This is a genomic window from Nocardia brasiliensis, from assembly GCF_011801125.1.
GTDB lineage: Bacteria > Actinomycetota > Actinomycetes > Mycobacteriales > Mycobacteriaceae > Nocardia > Nocardia brasiliensis_C.
Map to the genome: position 1 here is coordinate 4,038,796 of NZ_CP046171.1, position 21,295 is coordinate 4,060,090.

Here is a 21,295-nt window from a genome sequence, read left to right on the forward strand (position 1 = left end):
TCGCAAGTCTCCCTCGTTCGCAAGTAGGAAAGCCCTGTGCCCGCAAAACACGTTAGCCTATCTAATTATTCCATTGAACCCCTCGAATCACCGATAGGCCGAGTGGCATTTCCCACAGCAACCGAAATAATGTAGCGAAATGCGGACCATTCGGACCGAACGGTTATCCAGGTGTTGCGGATACCCGTTTTATTGGGCTCCTGTCACCCGTGCCGCCGGGGCACCAAGATCGAAGACATGACCCAGATCTTGTCGCAGCCGGTGGCCGCACCGGCGGCGTATGGCGCGCGGCGCGCCCTCCCCATCCTCGCCGTGATCCTGACCGGACAGTTCATGGCGGTGCTCGACGCCTCCATCGTCAATGTCGCGATTCCGTCTATTCGCAGTTCGCTGCACACCTCCGGCGCCGCCCTGCAACTGATCGTCGCGGGGTACGTGATCGCGTACGCCGTCCTGCTGGTGACCGGAGCCCGCCTCGGCGATCGATTCAGCCAGCGCCACATGTTCATCGCCGGACTCGCGGTGTTCACCCTCGCCTCCCTGCTCTGCGGGTCGGCGTGGAACGAGGTGTCGCTCATCGTGTTCCGGTTCGCGCAGGGCGTCGGCGCGGCGGCGATGGTGCCGCAGATCATGACCCTCATCCAGCGCAACTTCACCGGCAATGCCCGCGCCAAGGCACTCAGCGTGTACTCGGCGATCATCTCCGGCGGCATGGTCGCCGGCCAGGTACTCGGCGGGCTCATCGTGACCGCCGATGTGCTCGGCACCAGTTGGCGCGGCGTGTTCCTGGTGAACGTGCCCATCGGGGTGGTGCTGCTGGCGGTGGCGCCGCGCATCCTGCCGACCGCGACCGAGCGCTTCGACCGCAAGCTCGATCTCGCCGGGCTCGGTGTGCTCACCGCCTCGGTGCTCGCCCTGGTGCTGCCCTTGGTGCTCGGTCGCGAATTGGATTGGCCGCTGTGGTCCTGGTTCTCGCTTGGCGCCTGCGTGGTCGGCTTCGCCGCCTTCGTCGGTATCGAGCGCGCCGTCGCGCGCCGCGGCGCCGAACCCCTGTTCTCGCACCGGGTGCTCGCCGCGCCGGGGCTGTTGCTCGCCGCCGCGACCCTGTTCGTCGTCATGGCGACCTTCGGCGGCTGGATGTTCGTCATGGCCATCCACCTGCAGACCACGCTCGGCTACAGCGCGCTGCACGCCGGACTGCTGTTCATTCCCATGGGGGTGACCTTCGCGATCACCGGCCTCAACTGGGAACGCATCCCGAACCGACTGCACGCGAAGATGATTCCGTTCGGCCTCGTGCTGGCCGCGGCGAGCATGGTCGCGGTGGGCGCGCTGCTGCGCGACGGCGCCGAGGTCGGGGCGCTCGCACTGGTGCTGCTCGGGGTGTGCGGCGTCGGCAACGGTCTCGCCTTCAGTCCCTTGATGACCAAGACCCTGGCCAAGGTGCCCACGCACCTGGCCGCGGATGCCAGCGGCATCCTGGTGACCAACGTCCAGCTCGGCATCGTGGTCGGCATCGCCACCTTCGGCACATTGTTCCTCGGCCTGGCAGGCGCCACCACGCTCAGCGCCGCGCACGCGCTCGGCGGCACCGCCATCGCCGAGGGTGTCACGGTGCTCGTCGCCGCGGCACTGTCGGTCCGCGCCGCGAAGTAGTGCCCCGCGCGAATCCCGGGATCCGCACCGCGGGCCCGGGATTCGCGCGTCCGCGTTCGAATCAGCGCGAGGCAAACCGTCGCGCCCGGCCGCCACCGGCAGCAAGCTCGAGGGGGCTGCCTCGCCCGGAAACGGGGCGGGCGCACGATTCTCACAGCGGAAGTAGGTGTCGGATGGGCGTTTTCGCGCTCGGCATAGAACTCGACGGCGAAGGCTTCCATCCCGAGGCATGGCGGCGCGCCGCCCACGCACCGGAGCGCCTGCTCACCGGCGAGACGGTCCGCGACCGCGTCGCCGCGGCCGAGAACGCCGGCTTCACCTTCGCGACGTTCGCCGATTCCCTGCTGCCGCCGCGGGAGATCGCGGGCCGGATCGACGCGGTCACGCGCGCGTCGTTCGTCGCGGCGACCACCAGCACGATCGGGCTGGTACCCACCGTAGCCACCACCTACGCCGAGCCGTTCCACACGTCCTCGCAGATCGCCACCCTCGATTACGCCTCGCGCGGCCGGGCCGGCTGGATCGCCGAAGGCATCGACGATCCGCTGGTCGCGCACGCATGGGGCCGCCCGCCCGTGCTCGGCGCCGACGAAGTGGCAAGGGAGCAACGCGATTCCATCGAGGTCGTGCGGCGGCTCTGGGACTCCTGGGACGACGACGCGGTGATCCGCGACTACCCGAACGGCCGCTTCCTTGATCGGAACCGGCTGCACTACATCGACTTCCAGGGCGAACGGTTCTCAGTGAGGGGCCGGCGATCGTGCCGCGGCCGCCGCAGGGCCAGCCGGTGATCTTCGGCGCGGACGGCGACGTGGACGTGCGGCTCGTCGCCGCCGACTCGGTGTCGAGCGCCATCGATGCGGCGCGGCAGGCCCGCGCGTCGGGCACGCCGCTGGCCTTCGCCGAGATCGACGTCACCTTGGACACCCCGGCCTCGACCGCGGCCGAACGACTGGGTGCCGCACCGTCCAATTACCCTGCCCGACTGGCCTTTTCGGGACCAGCGGTGGCGCTGGTCGAGCTGCTCACCCACCTCAGCGAACATCTGGACGGGGTGCGACTGCACCCGGCGGTGCTCGACGAAGACCTGCCGGTGCTCGTCCGGCAGGTGCTGCCCGCGCTGCTGCGCACCGGCGTCGCCCGTCGGCCGGTGCCCGGCTCGACGCTGCGCACCGGCCTCGGCCTCAGCCGCCCCGTGAACCGTTACGCCGCAACGCATCAGACAGGAACGGCCCGATGACCGACCAGCCACGCCCGGATGCCCAAGTCCATTTCGGTGTGTTCTTCCAGGGCGTCAACCACACCACCATCTGGTCCGATCCGGCGAGCGGTTCGCAGATCGACTTCGAGACCTTCCGCCGGGTCGCGCAGACCGCCGAACGCGGCCTCTTCGACGCGTTCTTCCTCGGCGAGGGGCTGCGCTTGCGCGAACAGGACGGCCGGATCCTCGAACTCGACATCGCGGGCAGGCCGGACGCGATCGCGCAGCTGGCCGCGCTGGCGGGCGTCACCCGGCACATCGGCCTGGTCGCCACTCAGAACACCACCTACAACGAACCCGCCGACCTGGCCAGGCGGCTCAGCGGGCTCGACCTGATCTCCGGCGGCCGCGCCGGCTGGAACGCCGTCACCACCGACAACGCCTGGACCGGGGAGAACTTCCGGCGCGGTGGGTTTCTCGACCACGCGCTGCGCTACGAGCGGGCCGGTGAGTTCCTCGCCACGGCCCGAGCGATCTGGGACTCCTGGCGCGACAACGCGATCGCCTCCTCGCCGCAAAGTCCTGGATGGGTGACCGAAGACGCCGTACGGCCGGTCGAACGGTCCACCGACCACTTCCGTGTCAGGATCACCCCTACCCTGCCGCGCAGCCCGCAGGGGCACCCCGTCATCTTCCAGGCCGGCGATTCCGCCGCGGGGCGCGACTTCGCCGCCGCCAATGCCGAGGTCATCTTCTCCAGGCACGGAACGCATTTCGACGACGCGCTCGCGTTCGCCACCGACATCAGAGCCCGATTGCGCGCCGCGGGGCGCCCCGAAGACGACATCAAGATCCTGCCCGGCACCCAGATCGTGCTGGCGGAGAAGGAATCCGAGGTCGAGGAAAAGGTTCGCTGGGTCAAGCAGGGGCAGTACACCGGACAGACGGCGCTCTCGCTGGCCGGTCAGGTGTGGGGACGGGACTTATCTCAGCTCGACCCCGACGGCCCGCTGCCCCAGGAGGACCCGCTGCCGCGACCCATCGCCGAGACGCGCGGCTCACCGCGGCACGGCCAGGACCCGGTGCACATCGCCCGCGAGTGGCGCGCTCGCGCGGAGGCCGAGAATCTTTCGCTGCGCGAGGTCGTCATCGCCGCCACCGAGCGTTCCGGTTTCGCGGGCACGCCCGCGCAGGTCGCCGACGAACTGGCGCACTGGGTCCGCCAAGGCGCCGTGGACGGTTTCAACATCTCGCCCTACCTGGTGCCGAGCGGACTCGACGAAATCGTCGACCTGCTGGTGCCGGAACTCCAGGACCGCGGCGTCTACCGCACCGAATACACCGGCAACACCCTGCGCCACCATCTCGGACTCCGCCCACCCCTCACCCACCGCGGTTAAGCCATGCCGCGCAGGCCCGGCCGGTGTTCGGTGTCGCGATCGAACGCCGCAAGCGGATGTGGCACGACCGGCGCTGCGGGGCGTGTAGGTGTGTGGCAGGCCGACGGCATCGCCGGTGGGGTGCACCGGATCATGGCCGATTGGGGCGCGTCCGGCGCGATCGTGCGGTGACCGCGGCAGGATGGTGGTGCAGTTGCCGCAATCATGCACCGTGCGCTGTCGCCGCTGGTACCGCTGAAACAACTCTCTCGGAACATGATTCGAGGCCCGGTCGCGCGGGACGCGACCGGGCCTCGAACAGTGCGCTCAGAGCAGCGATTCGATCTCGGCGACGAGCGCGGCGGCATCCGGGGCGACGGTCGGCCGGAACCGGCCTGCCACCTTGCCGTCCCGGTCGATCAGGAACTTCTCGAAGTTCCACTGCACCTCGCCCGCCGATCCGTCGGCGTCGGCGGTCTGCACCAGCGTCTCGTAGAGCGGGTGCTGCTGCTCGCCCTTCACATCGGCCTTCGCCAGCAGCGGGAAGTCGACCCCGTAGGTGGTCGAGCAGAATTCCTGGATTTCCTCGGCCGTGCCGGGTTCCTGGCCCATGAACTGATTGCACGGCACGCCGATCACGGTGAATCCGCGCGGCCCGTAGGTCTGCTGCAGCTGCACCAACCCGGAATACTGCGGCGTCAGTCCGCATTTGGAAGCCACGTTGACCAGCAGCACGACTTTGTCGCCGGCCAGCTCGGCCAATGTGGTCGCCTCGCCGCTCAGCGTCTGTAGCGGTACGTCTCGAAGAGTCATTCGTATCGGACCTGCCAATTCTTGATTCCGTTGATCCACCCCGACCGCAACCGTACCGGATCGGCCACCTGGGCGATCTCGGGCATGGCGTCGGCAATGGCGTTGAACATCAGGTCGATTTCCAAGCGGGCCAGGTTCGCGCCCACGCAATAGTGGGCGCCGGTGCCGCCGAAACCGACATGCGGATTCGGGTCGCGCAGCACATCGAAGGTGAACGGATCGGTGAACGCCGCCTCGTCGAAGTTGGCCGAGCCATAGAACAATCCGAGACGCGCACCGCGCCGGATCGGCTGCCCGCCGACCTCGGCATCGGCCGTCGCGGTGCGCTGGAACGCGCTGACCGGGGTGGCCCAGCGGACGATCTCGTCGGGCGCGGTGCGCGGCCGCTGTTCCCGATACAGCTCCCATTGCTCCGGATTGTCCACGAACGCTTTCATGCCGTGCGTGATCGCATTGCGTGTCGTTTCATTGCCCGCCACCGACAGCAGGATGACGAAGAAGCCGAATTCGTCGGAGCCGAGGCCGGCGCCGTCGACATCGGCGTGCACGAGTTCGGACACGATATCCCCCGCCGGGACCGCGCGCCGTTGTTCGGCCAGCTGCCAGGCGTAGCCCAGAATTTCGGCCGAGGCCAGCGCGGGATCGCCGTAATCGGGGTCGTCGTAGCTGAGCATCTGATTGGACCAGTCGAAGAGTTTGCGACGGTCGGCCTGCGGTACGCCGAGCAACTCGGCGATCGCCTGCAGCGGCAGCTCGCAGGCGACCTGTTCGACGAAATCGCCGCCGCCCGTCTTCTTCGCCGCGTGCACGATGGCGTGCGCGCGTTCGGTCAATGCCGCGCGCAAGCTCTCGACCGCGCGCGGGGTGAATCCCTTGGTGATGATCCTGCGGAACTTCGAATGCTTCGGCGGGCCCATATTGATCAGCAGCACGCCGTTCGCGGCCTGCTGTTCGGGCGTGATGTCGTCACGCAGCCGGATGATCGAGCCGTTGCGTTCGGAGGAGAACAGCTCGGCATTGCGCGAGATCTCTTTGACGTCGTGCAGGGTGCTCACCACCCAGTAGCCACCATCGCGGAACCCGCCGGAACGATCGTCCGGTTGCGGGTTCCACCACACCGGCGCGGTGCGGCGGAGCAGGGCGAATTCCTCGACGGGCCTTCGCGTCTCCCACAGCCCGGGGTCGGTGAAGTCGAATCCGGCGGGCAGTGACGGGGTCGCCATGAGTGCCTCCTCAGCGCGGCGGACCGCGCGCGACCGCCACCGGCGCGGCCGAACGCGAATGCCGTCGACCGCGCCGGAATGCGGCTCAGCGCAGCCTGGTTCGGCGCATCAGCCGCAGGGACATCAGCGTCGTCTTGACCTGCTTCTCGTAGGGCTGCCCCGACCTGGCGGCGAGCACCTGACGTTTGAGCACACCGACATTCACCGTGTCGGTGTACTTGAGCAGTCCTTGATCGCCGTGCCTGGCGCCGACACCGGACTGCTTGATGCCACCCGACGGGGTCGCCTTGGCCGCATAGGTCGCCACGAAACCGTCGTTGATGTTGATGTTGCCCGATTCCAACTGTGCGGCGATTCGGTTGGCGCGCGCCAGGTCCCGGGTCCACACGCTGGCGTTCAGGCCGTAGTCGGTGGCGTTGGCGAGCCGGACCGCCTCCCGTTCGTCGTCGAAGGGATAGACGCTGACCACCGGACCGAAGGTCTCCTGCGTCGCGTGCACCATGTCCGAGGTGACGCCCGTGAGTACCGTCGCCTCGTAGAACGCCGGGCCGACGTCCGGGCGCGCCTTGCCGCCGACCAGCACCGTCGCGCCCTTAACACGGGCATCATCGACGTGCGCCGCGACCCGGTCACGGTGCTGCACCGACACCAGCGAGCCGAATTCGGGCCGGTAGTCGTAGGCGGCCCCGATCCCCTCGTTCAGCCGCCGCGCCGCGGCGACCAGCCCGCGCACGAACTCGTCGTACCGGCTGCGGTGCACGTAGATCCGCTCGATGTGCATGCACGCCTGGCCGGAGTTCGCGAAGACCGCGAACGCCGCGCCCGCGACAGCCTCGTCGAGGTTCGCGTCCTCGAGCACCAGCATCGGGTTCTTGCCGCCGAGTTCGAGACTGCACCCGATGAGGTTGCGCCCGGCGCGCTCGCCGACCACCCGCCCCGTCGCGGTGGAGCCGGTGAACATGACGAAATCCACGGCGTCGATCAGGCCGGGTCCGATATCGGGGCCCTCGCCGCAGACCACCTGGACCAGCCCGCGCGGCAGACCGGCCCGGTGCAGCAACTCGACGCCGAACAGCACGCAGAGCGCGGTCTTGTTGTCCGGCTTGAGGATCACGCCGTTGCCGGCCATCAGCGCGGGCATCGCGTCCGACAGCGCGATCGCGAACGGGAAGTTCCACGGCGCGATCACCGCAACCAGTCCCTTGGGCCGATGCTCGGCGGTCGAGGTGGTCAGCAGTGGAAGCGCGCCCCCGCGCCGCTTCGGCCGCAGTACCCGGCGCGCGGTCTTCAAGTAGTGACTGATGACCATCGGCACGTCACAGGACTCGTCGACGGCCATCCTGCGCGTCTTGCCGCAGCCGAGCTGGATGAGGTCGGCGATGGTCTCGACCTCGGTCAGGATCAGCTCGTGCGCGCGTTCGAACACCCGCAGCCGTGCACGCAGCGGCAGCGCGGCCCATTCCCGTTGCGCGGCACGGGCACTCACCCCGGCGACCCGGACATCGTCGGGCGTGGACTGCGGCAGCTCGCCGAGCACGGCGCCGGTGTAGACCTCCGTCATCGGATACGGCGCGGCGGTGCCGTCCGCCGCGACCAGGCCGGACAGGCGCTCGATCAGCGCCCCCGTGATCCTGGCGGGCAGCGCGGCCGCTTGCGTGCTGGTGGTCTCAGTGGTCATCGGGATTTCTCCATGACGTGCGGGTACGGCGCAGTTGTAGGGTCTGGCGCGTTCCTCGAATTAGAACACGTTCTCATTGTCTGGCGTGGCGGTTCCGGCACCCGATTCAGTCGGCTCGATGGTCCGGCCGGTGCGCCGCCGCGTGCTCGAGCGCCCAGCGATAGTCCGGCTTACCGCTCGGCGTCCGGCCGACCACGTCGACGAGCCAGATCTGCTTGGGCACCTTGTAGCCGGCCAGATGACGGCGCATATGGGCATCCAGCGCCACGAAGTCCAACGATCCGGTCACCGAAACGACCGCGGCGACCTGGTGTCCCCACCGCTCGTGCGGCACGCCGATGACCACCGCGTCATAAATCGCCTCATGCGCTTTCAGTACGCCCTCTACCTCTTCGACGAACACCTTCTCACCGCCGGTATTGACCACGGTGTTGCCCCGACCGAGCAGCGTGACCGTCCCGTCCTGCTCCACCACGGCCCGGTCGTCGGTCACCACGATGCGCGCGCCGTCGACCGTCTTGAACAGCTTCGCGGATCTGACCGGGTCCTTGTAGTAGCCCAGGGGCACCGCGCCGGTCTTGGCCAGCCAGCCCTGCTCCCCCGGCCGCACCGGTCGTCCGTCGTCGTCCACCACGACCGAGCCGCGTCCGGTCCGCACGCGAGGGCCCTGCCCCGGGTTGTCGTCCTTCTGCGCGAAACCGATGCCACCGAAGCCGGTTTCGGACGAACCGATGGAGTCGGTCACGACCAGCGACGGAAACAGCTCCAGGAGAGCGTTTTTCACCGGTTGCGAGAGCAGCGCCGCACCGGAACCGACCGCGAGCAGGCTCGACGCGTCGACCGGCGCGGCCCGATACGCGTCGAGCAGGGGCCGCGCCATCGCGTCACCGGTGATCACCATGACCTGCGGCCGGTGCCGGACCACCGTCCGCCACACCTGCCGCGGGTCGAACCGCGGCGCGAGCACGACGGCATTGCCCGACCACAGCGCCGCGAACGTCGGCATCATGGCGGCCGCGTGGATCAGGGGCGGCAGCACCAGCCACCTACTCTGCTCCCCCTGCGCACCGGCCCTGGACTGCTCGAACTCGTCGGCGACCGGGACGCCGGTGTGGAAGTCGATGCCGCCGCCGAGCACCCGCCACATGTCCTCCTGCCGCCACAGCACGCCCTTCGGCAGGCCGGTGGTGCCGCCGGTGTACATCATGAACAGGTCGTCGGCGCTGCGCTCGACCTCGATTCGGGCGGGCGCACCCCCGGCGAGCGCGTCGGCGTAGTGCACGGCGTCCACCGGCGGATCGGTGTCGGCGCGGTCGTCAGGGACCACGATCCGATGCCGCAGCAACGGAACTCGGGCCGCCGCCTGATGCACCGCCTGGGCGTACCCCGCGTTATAGACCAGGGCTTGCAGGTCGGCATTGCGGTAGACGTAGCGCAGTTCCTCGACGCCGTAGCGATAGTTGATGTTGATCGGCACGGCCCGGATCTTGAAACAGGCCAGCAGGGTTTCCACGGTCTCGATGCCGTTGTGCATCTGGAAGCCGACGTGGGTGCCCTTCCCGATGTCAACCGAGGACAGGTACGCGGCGAGCCGGTTCGCGCGGGCGTCCAACTCGGCGAAGGTACGGCGTCGCGCGCCCTCCAGCAGGGCGACGCGGCCAGGCATCGCGTCGACGGCGTGTTCGAACAGGTCGGCGAAGTTACGGGCCACGGCAATTCACTTTCTCGATACCGGCTACACCGCCGTCAGCGGCGGGGGGATGCCGCTCGGCGAAGACGAAGGCCGCTGCTCGTCTTGCGCGCGGACCGGTTCCTCCGGCTGCACCTCGACGAGCACCAGGTGCGCACCGCGCGGCGCCGAGACCACCGCGGCCACCGCCGCGGCCAGATGCCGCGGGCGCAGCATGTTGGGATGACGCGCGAAACCCCAGTCCTGCCAGGACTCGAGCAGCGGACCGATGACCTCCGGCGTCGAATCCATGCCCATCCCGGTCAGTGTCGGCCCCGGCCGCACCAGGCAGGCCCGAACCCCGGTGCCCGACAACTCCATTCGCAGCTGCGTGACCATTGCCTCCAGCCCCGCCTTCGCCGCGCTGTAGGCGCCCGTGCGCGGGCGGGGATCGGGTGCGCAGTCCGAGCTGATCACGACGATGTCACCGCGACGGCGGGCCAGCATGCCCGGTAGCAGCCGATGCACCAACCGGTGCGCCCCGCCCAGATGCACCTGCACCTGCCGCAGGAATCGCTCCGGGTCCATCTCGTGCACCGGCGCGAACTCGATGTCGCCCGCACCGGAGACCAGGATCTCGATGGGACCCAACGCTTCTTCCGCGGCGCGGGCGAACGCGTCGACCGAGGCGGTGTCGGTGACATCGAGCCGGTGGGCGAACGCCTCGCCACCATCGGCCCGAATCCGCTCCGCCAATTCCGCGCACCGCTCGGCGCGACGCGCGCCGAGCGCCACCGGGTGCCCCAACTCGGCCAGCGCGACGGCGGTGGCCGCGCCTATCCCCGAGGACGCCCCAGCGACCAGCACCGGACGCCGCGCGGGGTGGGATTCGAAGCGCGCCACTACTTCACCTCCACGGCGATCGGGAGCTGGGCGAAACCGCGCACGTTCGACGAGTGCACCCGCCGCACGCCCGACTCGACGACCGCGTACGAGCGCACCCGGGAGACGAACTCGCGCAACGCGACCGACGCCTCCAGCCGGGCCAGGTGTGCGCCGAGGCAGTAGTGCACGCCCGCACCGAAACTCGCCACTGCGGACTTGTCGGTGCGGTCGAGGCGATAGCTGTCGCCGTCGGCGAACACCGCGGGATCCCGGTTGGCCGAGCCGATGAGCAGCAGCACCTTGGCCCCGGCGGGCACCGTCGCGCCGTGATAGTCCAGGTCCACGGTCGCGGTCCGCGCGATCACCTGGGTGGAGGTGTCGTAGCGCAGGGTTTCCTCCACCCAGTCCGGCACCAGTGCGGGCGCGGCGGCTACCTTCGCGTACTCCCCGGGATAGCGCGCGCCCCAATACAGCGCGTTCCCCAGCAGTTTCGTCGTGGTCTCGTTGCCTGCCACCACCATCAGGAAAAGGAAACCGATGATCTCCGCGTCCGACAGAGTGTCACCGTCGATTTCGGCATCCAGCAGCGCCGAGGTGAGATCGCCGGTCGGCTTGCGCCTGCGCTCGGCGACCATCTCGCTGTAGTAGGTGAGCATCTTGATCGACGCCTCGATCGCTGCCTGCGGAAGGTCGAAGGTGCCGTCCTCGCGGTGGACCACCAGGTCGGCGAGCCCGCGGATGTCGGCGCGGTCGCACTCCGGCACGCCCATCAGCTCGGAGATGACGTCCATCGGCAGCTTGCCCGCGACCTCGTCGATCCAGTCGAACGCACCGCGGGCGAGCGCGGGCTCCAGATACGACAGCGTCAATTCCTCGATCCGGCCGCGCATTTCGGCCACCCGCTTCGGGGTGAAGCCCTTGTACACCAGCCTGCGCATGCGCAGGTGCCGGGGATCGTCCATGGCCAGAAACGACATCACCCGGTGCGCGTGCGGACCCCACGCGGCCGGATCGAGCGTCACCCCGTTCGCACTGGAAAGCCTTGCGCTGTCCCGGAATCCGGCGACGACGTCGGCGTGCCTGGACAACGCCCAGAAATCCAGTTCGGCGTTGTGGTGGAGCGGCGCTTCGGTGCGCAGCCGCCGATAGGTGGGGTACGGGTCTTCGTGCCAGCGGTAGTCGTACGGATCGAACGTCAAGGGTTCCACGCCGGCCGTCATCGCAACCCTCGCAGGTTCGAGAACAAGTTCTCCCGACCATACCCGCGCGGCACCGCCGCGGGCGACACATAACTGGACATGTGTCTGGACAGTACCATCGGCCCCCACCTTCGACCACGGTTCCGCTGGATTGACACCACCATCGCGCACCGGGGCGGCGACGCGCCCGGGAACGACAGAGATTTCTCGACACCGAGGCGAGCGAACGCGACGAATGATGGAATTAGAACGCGTTCTTGCGATGATTCGCGCGGTACGCCTATATTCCGTACACCTGTCCAGACAGCATCGGAGCAACGGATGAACAGCCTCGTGCCCGCGACCGGTGCGCGCCAGCTGATCGGCGGCGAACTCGTCGCCGGCGGCGACGGGGTTTTCCGCACCGTCAACCCGGCGACCGAGGAGGTGCTCGGGCACGCCGCCAACGCGAACGCCGCCGACCTGGACGCCGCGGTCACCGCGGCACGCAAGGCGTTCGACGAGACAGCGTGGTCGCGAGACCACGGCTTTCGTGCGCATTGCCTCGAACAATTGCGTACGGCACTGCGCTCCCGGATCGAGGAGTTGCGCGAACTCACCATCGCCGAGGCGGGCGCGCCCGCGATGTTCACCAAGGGGCCGCAGCTGGACGGCCCCATCGCGGACCTGGCGTATCCGGCGTCGCTGGCCGAAAACTACTCCTGGGAAACCGATCTCGGTACCGCGACGCCGATGGGCATCAAGACCCGCAGGCGGCTGCGGCGCGAACCGGTCGGCGTGGTCGGCGCGATCACGCCGTGGAACTTCCCGCACCAGATCACCTTCGCCAAGCTCGGTCCCGCCCTCGCCGCCGGAAACACGGTGGTGCTCAAGCCCGCTCCCGACACCCCGTGGTGCGCCGCGGCGCTCGGCACCGTCATCGCCGAGCAGACCGATATCCCCGCGGGCGTGGTGAACATCGTGACCTCGGCCGACCACGGCATCGGCGCGCGGCTCGCCGAGCACCCGCTGGTGGACCTGATCAGCTTCACCGGCTCCACCCGGACCGGCCGTGCGGTGCTGCGCGGCGCGGCCGCGACGGTGAAGCGGACGTTTCTGGAGTTGGGCGGCAAGTCGGCGTGCATCGTGCTCGACGACGCCGATATCGCGGCAGCCTGTGCGGTGGCGGCCTTTTCGGTCTGCGTGCACGCCGGACAGGGTTGCGCCCTGGCCACCCGCCTACTGGTGCCGCGCGCCGCCTATGCCGTGGCGGTGGACGCCGCGGCCGCGACGCTCGCCGGGATCGCACCGGGCGATCCGGCCGATCCCCGCACCGTCTGCGGTCCGCTCATCTCCGCGCGGCAGCGCGACCGCGTGCAGCACTATCTGGACATCGCCCGCGCCGAGGGCGGCCGGGTGGTGGTGGGCGGCGGCAGGCCCCGCCGCCGCCGGGACCGCGGCTTCTTCTTCGAACCGACACTCATTGCGGACGTACCGAATTCGGCCACCGTGGCACAGGAGGAGATTTTCGGACCGGTGCTGGTGGTGCTCCCCTACGACGGCGACGAGGACGCGATCCGGATCGCCAACGACTCCCCCTACGGGCTGTCCGGTTCGGTGTGGGGCACCGACCCCGCCCGGATTCGTCGCGTCACCGAGGGTGTGCGCACCGGGACATTGAGCGTGAACGGCGGCGTCTGGCACAGCGCCGACGCGCCGTTCGGTGGCTACAAGCAGTCCGGCATCGGCCGCGAGATGGGCGTGGCCGGGTTCGAGGAATACCTGGAGACCAAGCTCATCGCGACCGCCGGATGAAGGAGCACACAGCCATGGCACGGGTCGGATTCATCGGGCTCGGCGTGCTCGGCGCGCCGATGGCCAAGCGGCTGTTGGAATGGCCCAGCGGGCTGACGGTTTGCGATGTCCGTGCGGCGGCGGTTCAACCGTACGCAGCGGCGGGCGCGGCCGTCGCCCGGACCCCGGCCGCACTCGCCGAGCAAGCCGCCGTGATCTCGGTGGCGGTCGTCGACGATGACCAGGTGCGCACGGTGCTCACCGGGCCCGACGGGGTACTGCGCACCGCGGCGCCCGGCACGGTCGTGGCGGTGCACTCCACGATCAGCGACCACACGGCCGAACAGCTCGCCGCCGAATGTGGCGCCCGCGGTGTCGAATTCGTCGACGCACCGGTCAGCGGCGGCACCCCCGGCGCGAAGCAGGGCAGGCTCGCGGTGCTCATCGGCGGCAGCGAGACGGCCTATGCCACCGTGCGCGCGCCGTTCGGCTGCTTCGCCGACCTCATCGTGCACGCCGGGCCGGTGGGCGCGGGCACACGGATGAAGCTGGCGCGCAACCTGATCCACTTCATCGCCTTCACCGCGGCCACCGAGGCGCAACGTCTCGCCGAGGCAGCCGGGCTCGATCTCACCGTGCTGGGCAAGGTGGTTCGCCACTCCGACGCTGTCGCAGGCGGTCCCGGCGCCATCATGCTGCGCGACCGCACGGGCCCGATCGCCGACGGCGACTTCTGGTCGCCGATCCTGCGGCACGTGCGGGATCTCGGCGAGAAGGACCTCTCGCTCGCGCTCGACCTCGGTGCCAGGCTCGACGTGTCGCTCCCGCTGACCGAACTCGCGCTGGCCCGCCTCGGCACCGGACTCGGTGTCGGCGCATCGACCTCCGAAGGGGAAACCGCATGACCGACCACGGTTGCGCCGAGACCACGCGAGCGCGTGGCCTCGCCAAGATGGCCGAGGTGTACGGCACCGAATTCCAGGACTATCCCGGCAGCCACTTCGCCGTCACCGCCGACCATCTCTTCGCCGACATCTGGTCGCGCACCGAACTGTCGGTGCGCGATCGCAGGCTGTTGCTGCTCGGCGCGCTCACCGCGCAGGGCGCCATCGACACCGCGGGCATCCAGATCGGCGCCGCGCTGCGCAACGACGAGCTCACCGAGGAGCAACTGCACGAGATCGCGGTCTTCCTCTGCCACTACGTCGGTTGGCCGAACGGCACCAAACTCGACCTACTGGTGGGCACCATTGTGGCGCAACAGAAGAAGGCCGCCCGCGCCGAGCACGACGACCGCGCCGAGTGAAGGAACCGAACATGTCCGATGCCAATACCCTTCGCCCCCTGCGTGCGAGCGCCATCACCGACTGGGACCTGCGGGCCGACGTGGTCGTCGCCGGCTACGGCATCGCCGGGGTCTGCGCGGCCATCGAGGCGGCCCGCGCGGGCGCCGAGGTGCTGATCCTGGAGCGGACCGGCGGCTGGGGTGGCGCGGCCGCGATGGCGGGCGGGTTCATCTACCTCGGCGGCGGCACACCGCTGCAGCAGGCGCTCGGCTTCGAGGACACCCCGGAGAACATGGAGACCTTCCTGCTCGCGGCCCTCGGGCCGGGCGTGGACCGGGCCAAGGTCGCCGATTATTGTCGCGGCAGCGTCGAGCACTACAACTGGCTGGTGGCCAACGGGGTGCCGTTCCGCGAGGCGTTCTGGGGCGAGCCTGGCTGGGAACCGCCACACGACGAGGGCCTGATGTACTCCGGCGGCGAGAACGCCGCGCCGTTCAACGCGCTCGCGAAACCCGCTCCGCGCGGGCATGTTCCGCGATTCGCGGACAAGAAGATCGGCCGCCGCAGCGGCGGCTACATGCTGATGAAGCCGCTCGCGGAAACCGCGGAATCCCTCGGGGTCGGTGTCGAATACGACATGCGCCTCGGCCGGCTCGTGGTCGACGACGACGATCGGGTGGTCGGGGTGATCGCCCGGCGCTACGGCACCGAGGTGGCGATCCGCGCCGAACGCGGCATCGTGCTCGCCACCGGCAGTTTCGCCTATCACCAGCAGATGGTCGAGGGCTACGCGCCGCGCCTGATCGGCAGGCCCGCGGCGGCGATCGAGGAACACGACGGCATCGGCATCCGCGTCGCCCAGGCGCTCGGCGCGGAGCTGGCCCACATGGACGCGACCGAAGTGGCGTTCTTCGGCGACCCGCAGCTGCTCGCCCGCGGCATCCTCGTCAACGGGCGCGGGCAACGGTTCATCGCCGAGGACACCTATCCTGGCCGGATCGGGCAGGCGACACTGATTCAGCAGGACAACCAGGCGTTCCTTGTCATCGACGAGACCGCCTACGAGGCAGGCCTGGCCACCGAGACCGCCACCCCGTTCTTCCGGCAACCCCCGACCTGGGCGGCCGAGACCGTCGCCGAGCTCGAGGCGGAGATGGGGCTGCCCGAGCTGGCGTTGCGGTCCACCGTCGACTGTTACAACCTGCACGCCGCCGCAGGCAAGGACCCCTTGCTCGGCAAGAAGCCGGAATGGCTACGGCCGCTGCGTGGTTCGCTGGCCGCCTTCGACATGCGCGGTTTCACCGCGGGTTTCACCCTCGGCGGGCTGCGCACCGACCTGGATTCGCGGGTGCTGCACGTCTCCGGTGCGCCGATCGCCGGGCTGTTCGCGGCCGGACGCTGCACCTCGGGACTCTGCGCGGGCGGGTACGTCAGCGGCGCTTCGCTGGGTGACGGCAGCTTCTACGGGCGCAGAGCGGGTCTCGCCGCGGCCAAGAGCTGACCCGGCCGTAGTAGGATCCGGTCACATGTCCGAACCCGAGTCCATCGCGCTCGAGGCGACCCGGCGCAGGTTGTCCGGGAAGCAGGCCGACACCGTCGACAAGCTCACCAGGGCGGCGGTGGAAGTCCTTGCCCGCGAAGGATTCGCGGGCATGACCATCCGGATGGTCGCGGCGGCGGCTGGGGTCGGGGCCGCGACCGCCTACACCTACTTCTCCTCCAAGGAACACCTCGTCGCCGAGATCTTCTGGCGGCGCTTGATGGCGGCGCCCTCGCCCGCCAGCACGGACCAGGACCCGGTGGTCCGGGTCGTCGCCGAACTGCGCGCGATCGCGATGCTGGTCGCCGACGAGCAAGAGCTCTCCGGTGCGGTCACCAGCGCGCTGCTCGGCCGCGACCCCGACGTCGAGCATCTGCGCGGGCGCGTCGGCGCCGAGATCCGCGCCAGGATCATCCGCGCACTCGACCCCGACCCGGACCCCGATGTGGTGGAATCGCTGGAACTGCTCTACGCGGGCGCACTGGTGCGCGCGGGCATGGGCTACGGCTCCTACGCCGAGATCGCCGACCGCATCGAGAAATCCGCGCTGCTCATCCTGCGCTGAATTCGCGACAGAACCCAGGCCCGCCCCGGTGTGACTTGGCTCCGGTTATAGCGAAATCGAACCCCGGTTCCCGCGTTGCTCGTATCTTGCTCATAGGCAGCGCGGATCGGAGTGGACAGTGCAACTAGGTGGGCTTACCGCGGACTACGTCATCGTCGGTGCCGGCTCCGCGGGCGCGGTGCTGGCGAACCGGCTCAGCGCCGACCCCGGCACCTCGGTGGTGCTGCTGGAGGCGGGCCCGCGGGACACGAACCGGTTCGTGCATATCCCGGCCGGTTTCGCGAAGTTGTTTCGCTCCGAGGTGGATTGGGACTATCTCACCGAACCGCAGCCGGAGCTGAAGAATCGGCAGATCTACTGGCCGCGCGGCAAGATGTTCGGCGGGTCGTCGTCGATGAACGCGATGATGTGGGTGCGCGGTTTCCGCGCCGACTACGACGAGTGGGCGTTGCTGGCCGGTGCGGAGTGGGGGTTCGCCGCCGCGGTCGATCAGTTCCGGCGGATCGAAAAGGTCGAGAACGCACAGTATCCCGACGAGGGCACCGACGGCCCGATGTTCGTCTCGCGCCAGCGCAGCCCCCGCGCCTCCACCGCGGCCTTCCTGACGGCGGTGCAGGAGGCCGGGTTCGGGGTCGAACCGGCGAATCGACCTGAGCCGGAAGGCTTCACCCAGACCATGGTCTGCCAGCACGGCGGCCGACGCTGGAGCACCGCCGACGGCTACCTGCGCCCCGCGCTGCGCCGGCCCAACCTCACGGTGCGTTCCGAGGCGCCCGCCACCAGGGTGCTGTTCGACGGAACCCGTGCGGTCGGGGTCGAGTACCACCAGGGTGGCGGCCCGCACACGGTGACCGCGCGCCGCGAGGTGATCCTCTGCGGCGGCGCGGTCAACAGCCCGCAGCTGCTGATGCTTTCGGGCATCGGCGACCGGGACGAGTTGGCGCGCCTGGGTATTCGCGCGCTGCACCATGCCCCGGAGGTGGGCGCCAACCTGCAGGATCATCTCGTCGCCGGCATCGGCTACGGCACCGACGGCGACACCCTGTTCGGTGCGGAGAAGCCGCGCCAGCTGCTCGACTACTTCCTCCGGCACCGCGGCATGCTCACCTCCAATGTCGCCGAGGCTTACGGATTCGTCCGCAGCAGCCCCGATCTCGACATCCCGGACCTCGAACTGCTCTACGCGCCCGCGCCCTTCTATCATGAGGGTCTCGTCGATCCGACCGAGCACGGCGTCATACTCGCGACGGTGCTGCTGCGCCCGCACAGCCGCGGCCGCATCACGCTCGCCGCACCCGATCCGGCCGCAAAGCCGGTGATCGACCCACGCTATCTGTCCGACCGCGCGGGCACCGACCGGGCCGCGATCATGGCGGGCCTGCGCATCTGCGCCGATATCGCCGCGACACCCGCGATGCGGGCGGTGCTCGGCCCGCTGATCTATCCGCCGCAGGCGCCGAACGACCTCGAGGCCACCCTCGAGCTGACCCTGAACGGCTACTCGCACACGCTGTACCACCCGGTCGGCACCTGCCGGATGGGCACCGACGCGGGCAGCGTCGTCACGCCGCAGCTGCAAGTGCGTGGCGTGCAAGGACTTCGCGTGGCCGACGCCTCGGTCATGCCGATGCTGATCCGCGGGCACACGCACGCACCCGCCGTCTTCATCGGCGAACAAGCGGCCCGCTTCATCCGCAACGGCTGAGCCCGCCGCTCAGGTCAGCACGCACAGCGCGACCGAACCGGCGGCGAGCAGCAGATACGGCAACGGGTAGCCGAGGTCGGTGTACGCGCGGGCGCGTAGCACCGTGGCGAGCGCGCCGAGGAAATAGAGGACAAGGCAGATCCCGGACGCCAGCCCGAGCGGCCGGTAGACGAGCCCGGCCAGCAGGCCGAGCGCACCCGCCAGCTTGATCGCCGCGAGCGGATAGAGCGTCCACTCCGGTAGCCCGTAGCCGCGCATGTTGGCGCGCACCCACTGCGCGCGGAACACATCTATTCCGCTCGCGACGAGCGTGGCCGCCGCGGCGGCCACGGTGACGAGAACATAGGCAGTGGACATGGTGCACCCTCCTTATTCGACTCGGGATCGGTCTGCGATCGTGGATCCCTCGACCATCTGACGAGTGCCGGAGCGGAAAGGTGACCGATGCCGAATCAGGAGGTGCTGGCGCGACGCTTCGAGTCCCACCGCACCCACCTCGGCGCGCTCGCCTACCGCATGCTCGGCTCGGTCGCCGAGGCCGACGACGCGGTGCAGGAAGCCTGGCTGCGGCTGGCCCGGCACGAGGGCGCGGCGCCGGACAATCTGATCGCCTGGCTCACCACCGTGGTCTCGCGAATCTGCCTGGACATGCTGCGAGCGCGAGCGGCGCGCCGCGAGGAGCCGCTCGAGCCGCAGGCCGAGCTGGGCGAGGCGGCCTACGACAGCGACCCGGAACACGAAGCGATATTGATCGATTCGGTGGGTCGGGCGCTGCTGGTAGTACTCGACACGCTCGGTCCCGACGAGCGGGTGGCGTTCGTGCTGCACGATCTGTTCGCGGTGCCGTTCGAGCAGATCGCGCCGATCGTGGGCCGCACGCCCGCGACGACGAAAAAGCTGGCCAGCCGGGCGCGGCGGCGGACCCGCGGGGAGACCGGAACCACGACAACCGAACTCGCCGAGCAACGCCGGGTAGTCGAGGCCTTCTTGGCCGCCGCGCGTGGCGGTGATCTGAACGCCCTGCTGGCGGTGCTCGCTCCCGATGTCGTACGGGTGGCCGACCCGGCCGCACTGCTCGCGGGCATGGCGGAGATCGTGCGCGGCGCGCAGGCGGTGGCCCGCGAAACCGTGCTGCTGCAACGCCGTTCCCAGGTTGCGACACTCGCTGTGGTCGACGGAGCCGTCGGCATTCTGGTCGCCCCGCGCGGCAAACTGCTGCTCGCGCTGACCGTCACGGTGCGCGCCGGGCGGGTCGCGGGCTACACGGTGATCGCCGATCCGGCCCGGCTGCGCGCGCTCGACCTGGCCGTCCTGCCCGACTTGTGACGCGTCACAAACACCAACCGACCAGTCTCTGTAGGTCGCCGAGAAGATCGCGATTCGTTCCACCACCAGCACCGACCTATTAGTGTGAATGCGCCGCACAGCTAAATTCCGGGGGCGGAAGGAGTCGTCAATGTCGATCGACAGTTCGGCCAGGCAGAGTCTCACGCTTGCCGGGAAGCCGATGTCGTCCCCGCTCAAGGACGTTCGGGCGTTATCGCGCCAGATGGTCGGGCACTTCGTTGCCAATGTCATCCCCTGCGGCACGTTGCCCGCCGACGCCATCTCCGGCGATGTCACCACCATCACCCGGGTCTGCCTGGAGTTCGCGGTCAGCGTGCTCGACGGCCAGGACATCCCGGAGAAGCTGCAGCGCATCCGCGACGCCGCGGCGGCGTGGGCGCGCGAGGGCGTGCCGATCGATACCATCCACCACGCCATCCACGAGGGCTTCAAGATGGGCCTGGACCTGGTGGTCTCCGACGCCTCGATCAAGGACTACGACAGCCTGGTCGACGGCGCCAAGATGGTCCTGGAGATCCTGGACATGATCAGCTCAGCGATCTCGGTCGCTTATATCAAGGAGCTGCGCTCGGTGGTCAGCGAGCACCACACCGCGGTGCACACCCTGACCTCCGCGCTGCTCGGCGGGCACAGCACCTCCACCATGGCCCGCGAGTGCGGCATCGCCATCGCGCCCTCGTATGCCGTGCTGGCCGTGGCGATCCCGCCGCATCGCGAGGAACAGAACCCGATGATCGACCACAAGGTCGTCGCCCGGCGCAAGCTGCGCCGGGTGCAGGCCGAGCTGGCGACCCGCTGCGGTGAGAGCGCGCTGTCGCTGCTGAGCGTGGACGGCGGCACGGTGCTGATCCCCTCGTCCACCTTCGACAACGAGGGCTATGACGCCCTGGTGAACCAGCTGACGCTCGCGGCGCAGGTCGGCATCACCGCCACCATGGTCGAGGCCACGCCCGAGCAGATCCCCAACGCCGCCGACCAGGCACACGAGTTGCTGGACATGGTGCAGCGCCTGGAGGCGGTCGCCGGCTTGTACCGGTTCGACGAGCTCGCGCTCGAGTATCAGCTCACCCGCCCCGGACCCGGCCGCGAGTACCTGGGCCAATTGCTCGACCCGCTCGACGAGCACCCCGAACTGCTGGAGACGTTGCAGCGCCACATCGGCAACAACCTCAACCGGCAGCGCACGGCCCGGGTGCTACACGTGCACACCAACACGGTCGACTACCGGCTCAAGCGGATCGGTCAGCTCACCGGCTTCGACCCGTCCCAACCCTCCGGGCTCTGGTATCTGCGCTCGGCACTGGTGGCCCGCACCTACCGGGCCAGCTGAGCCTGCGCCACACCGCCACCCGGCCGCTGCGGCCGGATAGTGCTCG

The 21,295-nt window shown here is 69.3% G+C and carries 17 protein-coding genes and 1 pseudogene; 11 read left to right on the plus strand and 7 right to left on the minus strand.

The window, feature by feature from the left end:
* The first annotated feature begins 237 nt into the window (after positions 1 to 237).
* The 3 genes and pseudogenes from F5X71_RS18235 (at position 238) to F5X71_RS18245 (ending at position 4,257) form a co-directional block, all read left to right on the plus strand.
* On the plus strand, positions 238 to 1,656 hold the full coding sequence (locus tag F5X71_RS18235; protein ID WP_238815306.1) for an MFS transporter: 1,419 nt from the start codon (positions 238 to 240) through the stop codon (positions 1,654 to 1,656).
* Positions 1,657 to 1,829: 173 nt separating this feature from the next.
* Positions 1,830 to 2,896, plus strand: a pseudogene (locus F5X71_RS18240) (LLM class flavin-dependent oxidoreductase).
* Complete coding sequence (locus F5X71_RS18245; protein WP_167463113.1) at positions 2,893 to 4,257, plus strand: NtaA/DmoA family FMN-dependent monooxygenase; 1,365 nt, start codon at positions 2,893 to 2,895, stop codon at positions 4,255 to 4,257. The pseudogene F5X71_RS18240 and the gene F5X71_RS18245 overlap by 4 nt, the downstream one beginning before the upstream one ends.
* 306 nt (positions 4,258 to 4,563) lie before the next feature.
* Here F5X71_RS18245 and F5X71_RS18250 read toward each other — a convergent pair whose 3' ends face one another.
* From F5X71_RS18250 to F5X71_RS18275, 6 genes are all read right to left on the minus strand, one after another.
* Positions 4,564 to 5,049, minus strand: a complete 486-nt coding sequence (locus F5X71_RS18250) for a glutathione peroxidase (RefSeq protein ID WP_167463114.1) — start codon at positions 5,047 to 5,049, stop codon at positions 4,564 to 4,566.
* Positions 5,046 to 6,272: a cytochrome P450 gene (locus F5X71_RS18255; protein ID WP_167463115.1), complete on the minus strand. Its 1,227-nt coding sequence runs from the start codon at positions 6,270 to 6,272 to the stop codon at positions 5,046 to 5,048. Before F5X71_RS18255 ends, F5X71_RS18250 begins: the two co-directional genes overlap by 4 nt.
* Before the next feature lie 85 nt (positions 6,273 to 6,357).
* A complete protein-coding gene (locus F5X71_RS18260) occupies positions 6,358 to 7,950 on the minus strand; it encodes a succinic semialdehyde dehydrogenase (RefSeq protein ID WP_167463116.1) in 1,593 nt (530 codons plus the stop codon).
* A 106-nt stretch (positions 7,951 to 8,056) separates the two neighbouring features.
* Positions 8,057 to 9,661, minus strand: a complete 1,605-nt coding sequence (locus F5X71_RS18265) for an acyl-CoA synthetase (protein WP_167463117.1) — start codon at positions 9,659 to 9,661, stop codon at positions 8,057 to 8,059.
* Between the two features lie 24 nt (positions 9,662 to 9,685).
* A complete protein-coding gene (locus F5X71_RS18270; protein ID WP_167463118.1) occupies positions 9,686 to 10,522 on the minus strand; it encodes an SDR family oxidoreductase in 837 nt (278 codons plus the stop codon).
* Positions 10,522 to 11,724 (minus strand): cytochrome P450, encoded by a 1,203-nt coding sequence (locus F5X71_RS18275; protein ID WP_167463119.1) that lies wholly within the window; start codon positions 11,722 to 11,724, stop codon positions 10,522 to 10,524. Before F5X71_RS18275 ends, F5X71_RS18270 begins: the two co-directional genes overlap by 1 nt.
* A 300-nt stretch (positions 11,725 to 12,024) precedes the next feature.
* Here F5X71_RS18275 and F5X71_RS18280 point away from each other — a divergent pair, with 300 nt between their 5' ends.
* The 6 genes from F5X71_RS18280 to F5X71_RS18305 all read left to right on the plus strand — a co-directional run bounded on the left by F5X71_RS18280 (position 12,025) and on the right by F5X71_RS18305 (position 18,572).
* Positions 12,025 to 13,497, plus strand: a complete 1,473-nt coding sequence (locus tag F5X71_RS18280) for an aldehyde dehydrogenase (protein WP_167463120.1) — start codon at positions 12,025 to 12,027, stop codon at positions 13,495 to 13,497.
* 14 nt (positions 13,498 to 13,511) lie between these two features.
* Positions 13,512 to 14,381, plus strand: a complete 870-nt coding sequence (locus F5X71_RS18285; protein ID WP_167463121.1) for an NAD(P)-dependent oxidoreductase — start codon at positions 13,512 to 13,514, stop codon at positions 14,379 to 14,381.
* Positions 14,378 to 14,782, plus strand: coding sequence for a carboxymuconolactone decarboxylase family protein (locus F5X71_RS18290; RefSeq protein ID WP_167463122.1), 405 nt, complete (start codon positions 14,378 to 14,380; stop codon positions 14,780 to 14,782). Before F5X71_RS18285 ends, F5X71_RS18290 begins: the two co-directional genes overlap by 4 nt.
* 11 nt (positions 14,783 to 14,793) lie before the next feature.
* The gene (locus F5X71_RS18295) at positions 14,794 to 16,263 is read left to right on the plus strand and encodes an FAD-dependent oxidoreductase (RefSeq protein ID WP_167463123.1); all 1,470 of its coding nucleotides are present in this window, start codon (positions 14,794 to 14,796) and stop codon (positions 16,261 to 16,263) included.
* Positions 16,264 to 16,288: 25 nt separating this feature from the next.
* A complete protein-coding gene (locus F5X71_RS18300; RefSeq protein WP_167463124.1) occupies positions 16,289 to 16,867 on the plus strand; it encodes a TetR/AcrR family transcriptional regulator in 579 nt (192 codons plus the stop codon).
* 118 nt (positions 16,868 to 16,985) lie between these two features.
* Positions 16,986 to 18,572: a GMC family oxidoreductase gene (locus F5X71_RS18305; protein ID WP_167463125.1), complete on the plus strand. Its 1,587-nt coding sequence runs from the start codon at positions 16,986 to 16,988 to the stop codon at positions 18,570 to 18,572.
* Positions 18,573 to 18,581: 9 nt separating this feature from the next.
* Here the strand turns inward: F5X71_RS18305 and F5X71_RS18310 are convergent, their stop codons facing one another.
* Positions 18,582 to 18,929: a DoxX family protein gene (locus tag F5X71_RS18310; RefSeq protein WP_167463126.1), complete on the minus strand. Its 348-nt coding sequence runs from the start codon at positions 18,927 to 18,929 to the stop codon at positions 18,582 to 18,584.
* A gap of 87 nt (positions 18,930 to 19,016) precedes the next feature.
* On the opposite strand from F5X71_RS18310, the gene F5X71_RS18315 reads away from it, so the two are divergent.
* Together F5X71_RS18315 and F5X71_RS18320 are read left to right on the plus strand one after the other, a co-directional pair.
* Positions 19,017 to 19,898, plus strand: a complete 882-nt coding sequence (locus F5X71_RS18315) for a sigma-70 family RNA polymerase sigma factor (protein WP_167463127.1) — start codon at positions 19,017 to 19,019, stop codon at positions 19,896 to 19,898.
* A 130-nt stretch (positions 19,899 to 20,028) separates the two neighbouring features.
* Entirely contained in the window at positions 20,029 to 21,249 is a 1,221-nt protein-coding gene (locus tag F5X71_RS18320) for a PucR family transcriptional regulator (RefSeq protein ID WP_167463128.1), read from the plus strand.
* The last annotated feature ends 46 nt before the right edge of the window (positions 21,250 to 21,295 follow it).

What these genes read in the sequence shown, in the direction of transcription:
- F5X71_RS18235 (WP_238815306.1), top strand. Translation starts at nt 238, where the DNA reads ATGACCCAGATCTTGTCGCAGCCGGTGGCCGCACCGGCGGCGTATGGC.
- F5X71_RS18245 (WP_167463113.1), top strand. Translation starts at nt 2,893, where the DNA reads ATGACCGACCAGCCACGCCCGGATGCCCAAGTCCATTTCGGTGTGTTC.
- F5X71_RS18250 (WP_167463114.1), bottom strand. Translation starts at nt 5,049, where the DNA reads ATGACTCTTCGAGACGTACCGCTACAGACGCTGAGCGGCGAGGCGACC.
- F5X71_RS18255 (WP_167463115.1), bottom strand. Translation starts at nt 6,272, where the DNA reads ATGGCGACCCCGTCACTGCCCGCCGGATTCGACTTCACCGACCCCGGG.
- F5X71_RS18260 (WP_167463116.1), bottom strand. Translation starts at nt 7,950, where the DNA reads ATGACCACTGAGACCACCAGCACGCAAGCGGCCGCGCTGCCCGCCAGG.
- F5X71_RS18275 (WP_167463119.1), bottom strand. Translation starts at nt 11,724, where the DNA reads ATGACGGCCGGCGTGGAACCCTTGACGTTCGATCCGTACGACTACCGC.
- F5X71_RS18280 (WP_167463120.1), top strand. Translation starts at nt 12,025, where the DNA reads ATGAACAGCCTCGTGCCCGCGACCGGTGCGCGCCAGCTGATCGGCGGC.
- F5X71_RS18285 (WP_167463121.1), top strand. Translation starts at nt 13,512, where the DNA reads ATGGCACGGGTCGGATTCATCGGGCTCGGCGTGCTCGGCGCGCCGATG.
- F5X71_RS18290 (WP_167463122.1), top strand. Translation starts at nt 14,378, where the DNA reads ATGACCGACCACGGTTGCGCCGAGACCACGCGAGCGCGTGGCCTCGCC.
- F5X71_RS18295 (WP_167463123.1), top strand. Translation starts at nt 14,794, where the DNA reads ATGTCCGATGCCAATACCCTTCGCCCCCTGCGTGCGAGCGCCATCACC.
- F5X71_RS18300 (WP_167463124.1), top strand. Translation starts at nt 16,289, where the DNA reads ATGTCCGAACCCGAGTCCATCGCGCTCGAGGCGACCCGGCGCAGGTTG.
- F5X71_RS18310 (WP_167463126.1), bottom strand. Translation starts at nt 18,929, where the DNA reads ATGTCCACTGCCTATGTTCTCGTCACCGTGGCCGCCGCGGCGGCCACG.
- F5X71_RS18315 (WP_167463127.1), top strand. Translation starts at nt 19,017, where the DNA reads ATGCCGAATCAGGAGGTGCTGGCGCGACGCTTCGAGTCCCACCGCACC.
- F5X71_RS18320 (WP_167463128.1), top strand. Translation starts at nt 20,029, where the DNA reads ATGTCGATCGACAGTTCGGCCAGGCAGAGTCTCACGCTTGCCGGGAAG.